Source organism: Bacillus sp. MYb56, assembly GCF_002976445.1.
Taxonomy (GTDB): Bacteria; Bacillota; Bacilli; order Bacillales; family Bacillaceae_G; genus Bacillus_A; species Bacillus_A mycoides.
Genome location: NZ_PCOH01000096.1, coordinates 1 through 4,246, shown reverse-complemented (window position 1 = coordinate 4,246; position 4,246 = coordinate 1). Strand labels below are relative to the sequence as shown.

Here is a 4,246-nt window from a genome sequence, read left to right as displayed (position 1 = left end):
CGATAGAACTCTTTACTTAGGAATCCCCCTCTTCTAAACGAAGTGAAAGTGGGGGTAGTTCAAGTTAATTGCTTCTTGTAGAAGCCGCTGGAGGATAGCAGCAAAAACTGGTAGTCCTATAATAAAAACAGCTATCTTTAAAAAGAGCGTTGATACTCGTTCCATAAAAAGCACCTCACTTATTTAATGTAAATTTGATTTTAACACTCGATTTATCGTTTATCAATAAATATATATCTTTTTAGATTATTTTTTTGTTGTTATATGATTGTTTTGTTGGTTTTAGAAAAAATATAAAAAGCATTACTCATTACAAAGGAAGGCTCTCTCTTTTAACTATTTGATTTCTCTTCTCTTAACAACAAATAAGACGCTAAGCCGATCACGGCAGCGCCTAAAATAGTAATAGTAAATTTAATCGATACTAATTTACACTCACATTTACTTGTTTTTTTGTTTCCAAACCCCATTCTTCTTGTGATAAGTATCCTTGCTAGTCATGAAATGAAATGAGCTACCAGGAATATAGTATTTCTTACGCTTCTTTTTTTCTTTTCTCTCTCTCCTTTTCTTTAGCAATCTCCTGTAAATCCGCTTTCCATTGTCTTATTAAATCTTTTTTTCGCATCGGACTGTGTTCCCCTTGAATTGAATTAATCACCCAAGAGATATATACACTTTTTTAATCCAATTGTCTAACTTATTCATATTACTGTTTATTATGTAATTTATATATAATAAATAGACACCCGTTATAGGCACTTAACTTTTCTATCGTTAAAACAAAGTCATCTTCTTCATTAATACTTTTAATAACACCGTCATTCCTAATTTCTATTGAAAGGTTCGGCTTTTGTTTTCTTTTTATTATTTAAAGCTCACCATAATCATTTTCAGTAAAATAGTTTCAAGGTCCTTCATTTTAATATAATGGCATTTTAAATACTTTTTTACTTTCTTTGGATATGTACAATTACATAAAATTATGTATAATCTCGTCTAAAAAAGTCTTTTCATGTCGATTAATGTAGATTAAACTTTAAATATAATGGTTTTATGTTTTTGCTTCACCCTCTTCATAGGAGAAATGAAGAGTTGTTGTCATTTTCGTAATAGTAAGCATTTACAAAATATCCAATCATTTCGATATGTAATATTTCATAAAACATTGTTGGTTTATTTTTCAAAATATTCAGGGGAAATAGACGAAATTCAACAGAATAATTTATCAGACGGGGAGAAAATGATCGTATGTATCCAAAATTTATTGATAAAATAGCGTTTTCGAAAGCGCATAAAGAGTTACTAATTAAACTGTATAATAAAGAAATCTCAAGAAGCGAGTATAATCAATTGGTAGATGCTTTTTATCGTCCACAACAAAAATAAATATGAAGTATGTGTTTATTGTTTTATGTGTTCTATAATAACAAAATTCGTTTATATCATTTTTGGGGCAAACTCTTCTGCTAGGTTGGTGGGCATGTGGCCGTAGCCCTACTTCAAAATGTTATCTCAAACTTCTTGACACATTGTTTTTCATAGAAATCACGTCACTTCAAAAGGTACAGCCTTTGATACGCAAATAATTTACATGAAATTATTTTAATTTTATATAAATTATTTAAAATATAACATTTACATATTAATGATATTCAATTAATTTTAAGGTATCCACAATGATGATATTCACTCTTTGTACAATTGGATTATTAAGTAATGTAGTGAAAATAATGAATGGCACAGCAAAAATATATAACTATGTATTTATCTTACCAGCTATAATTTATTATTTATAAGCTTCTTATCAATAAGGAAAAAACACTAGCTTAATGACAGTGTTTTTTCCCTTATAATCTACGGAGCAATATATTTTATTTAGGCAAAAAAGAGGTTATTATCATTAAAAAAATAGAATAGGCACAATTATATCGATTATAATACCGGTTTTATTGATTTTATCCATTGTGAATGTTGCATACAAAATTATTTTAAATGAATTTTTTGGAGTCTCTATACTTTTACCTGTATCTCTTTGTCCAATTGGATTTATCCTAGCTATTTTTTCCCATCAAATAGATAAAACTATCGGAGCGAAAATCGGGATAATATTAAATGTGGTAGTATTTTTGATTCCTTTTATTTGGGTGATTGGAAGAATTATGTAGTTGAAATGTATTCCGGACATATCTCCTATATTACTAAATCTATGAAGAAATAAACAAGGAAGAGAATTTTTATAATTCTCTTCCTTGTTTATTTACGAGAAATTTCGTTTTCAATTGTTGTTTAGTATTTCGAAAAATGCTGTAGAATTTTTCTCTATCATTATAACAGTATAAAAGTTGGTTCTAAGATGCAATATTGCATATAGAAATGTATTGATATCAATATAAACGCTTACCACTATGAAAGCATAAAGCTACATCATATCTTAACGCATAAGTAGAGGAGGAAATAATATGGAAATGGAAATCGCAATGGTAATTTTAAAATTTGTAAGTGGGGTTCTATCATTCGTAACAGAACCTTTAAAAGCAGGAATGTAAGTTCATTATTACACAATTATTAGGAATAACTTTTCATACAAATGATTCGTATATCAAAGATGAATTGCTGTGAAGATCATTTGTGTGAGCAAACTTTAAACAAGAAAAAGAATTCCAGAATCTTAAGGAATTCTTTTTCTTATGTGTAATTATAAATTTAACATTTTTTACAAATGATCTTAATTTTATTAACTAAACAACAATAGACATACTACGCATGCCTTATTGTTTAGTTCAATGTTGTTTTAACAGTAAGTAACCTTTCTCTTAACTATTTTTAGAAAAATAGCATGACTTAATCATTTTCATTAAGAGGTACCGCCACATATCCATTAACTTAAGGTATATTTTTATATAAACGTAACGTTTTTTAAGTAGTTTTTCATTACCTTTTACAGGTATTTTAATTCTAAATTAATTTCCACAGATGTAGATAATGTTATTTCCCCCAAAAAATGTTATCATTCTATTTGTCATAAAAAATTCACATATAATGTGATAAAGAAATTGAGGGGTTGGAATAAGATGATTAGTGACTTAAAAAAAGCAGCCTTATCTTCAATAAAGGGAAATTGGGGATTAGGAGTAGGAGTAACGTGTCTTTATTATGGAATTCCTGCAATTGGTATGTTTATTATTGGATGTTTAATATTTATGCTGTTTAGCTTAATTATTGGAATGATAGATCCCGATAGTTTTGTAGAGTACTCGGTAACAGGAGAAGCAATAGCTGACTCATCAGCCGTCTTTTTTCTAGGACTTGCTACTGTAATTATGTGGGCTATTATATTTATTATTTATATTGCTACACAAAGCATTATGAGTTACGGCTATAATAATTTCACTTTGCGTTTAGCAAAAAAAGAATCTACTACAATTAGTGATTTATTTGAAGGATTTAAGAAAAATAATTTATTTAGATCTTTGAAGTTAGGTATCTTGCAGACTATACTTATTTTTTTGTGGAGTTTATTATTAATTGTTCCAGGTATTATAAAATTTTTCTCTTATTCTATGGCGTACTATATTTTAATAGAAAATCCAGAATATACAGCAAGTGAAGCGATTAAAAAAAGTAAAGAAATGATGCAAGGACATAAATTAGATTTATTCATAACATGGTTGAGCTTTATCGGATGGTTTATTTTAGGTTCTTTGGTAGGAATATTTACACTAAATATCCCATACCTTTGGATTAATCCATATTACACTACAACAATATCGCACTTCTACTTAAATTTATCTAAAAGGGAAAATAATATGGAAGAACTAAAAGTTAACTAGAAGCATCTGTTAGTTTGAATTAATTTAGAATTAATAATAGCTTACATATCTTCTCTAATGGAGTAGCACCACATATCCATCAACTTAAGCATTTTGGTTATTCTTAAAGTTAAAGGCAAGTTAATGTTCTCTTATATTAATAAGAATATTAACTTGCTTTTTAGATTTCAGTATAAATTATTTATTGGCATAAATTATTGTTGTTTAAAAATCAACCATTCTTATGCAATATTACATATAATAATCTTTACTCTTTCTGTTATAATTTTAAGAGTAAATTATTCATCCATTAATTTACACCATCCATATCTATAGTTATGGAAACCCTAATTACATATAAAAAAAGAGAAGAACATTGTGATATGATCCCCTTATAGTAGACAGGAAAAAGAAAGCACATTAACCTGTTTACT

2 protein-coding genes and 1 pseudogene are annotated in these 4,246 nt (G+C 27.8%); 2 read left to right on the top strand and 1 reads right to left on the bottom strand.

Annotated elements, in window-relative coordinates; translation table 11 throughout:
- Positions 1-441 precede the first annotated feature (441 nt).
- Positions 442-628, bottom strand: a pseudogene (locus tag CQ058_RS30905) (hypothetical protein).
- A gap of 1,288 nt (positions 629-1,916) precedes the next feature.
- Here CQ058_RS30905 and CQ058_RS32630 point away from each other — a divergent pair.
- Both CQ058_RS32630 and CQ058_RS30895 read left to right on the top strand, forming a co-directional pair.
- Entirely contained in the window at positions 1,917-2,168 is a 252-nt protein-coding gene (locus CQ058_RS32630) for a hypothetical protein (protein WP_080019368.1), read from the top strand.
- A 906-nt stretch (positions 2,169-3,074) separates the two neighbouring features.
- Positions 3,075-3,833, top strand: a complete 759-nt coding sequence (locus CQ058_RS30895) for a DUF975 family protein (protein ID WP_002191664.1) — start codon at positions 3,075-3,077, stop codon at positions 3,831-3,833.
- Positions 3,834-4,246 lie beyond the last annotated feature (413 nt).

Bases quoted from the DNA above. Each gene is read 5' to 3' on its own strand.
- CQ058_RS30895 (WP_002191664.1), top strand. From the start codon at position 3,075: ATGATTAGTGACTTAAAAAAAGCAGCCTTATCTTCAATAAAGGGAAAT.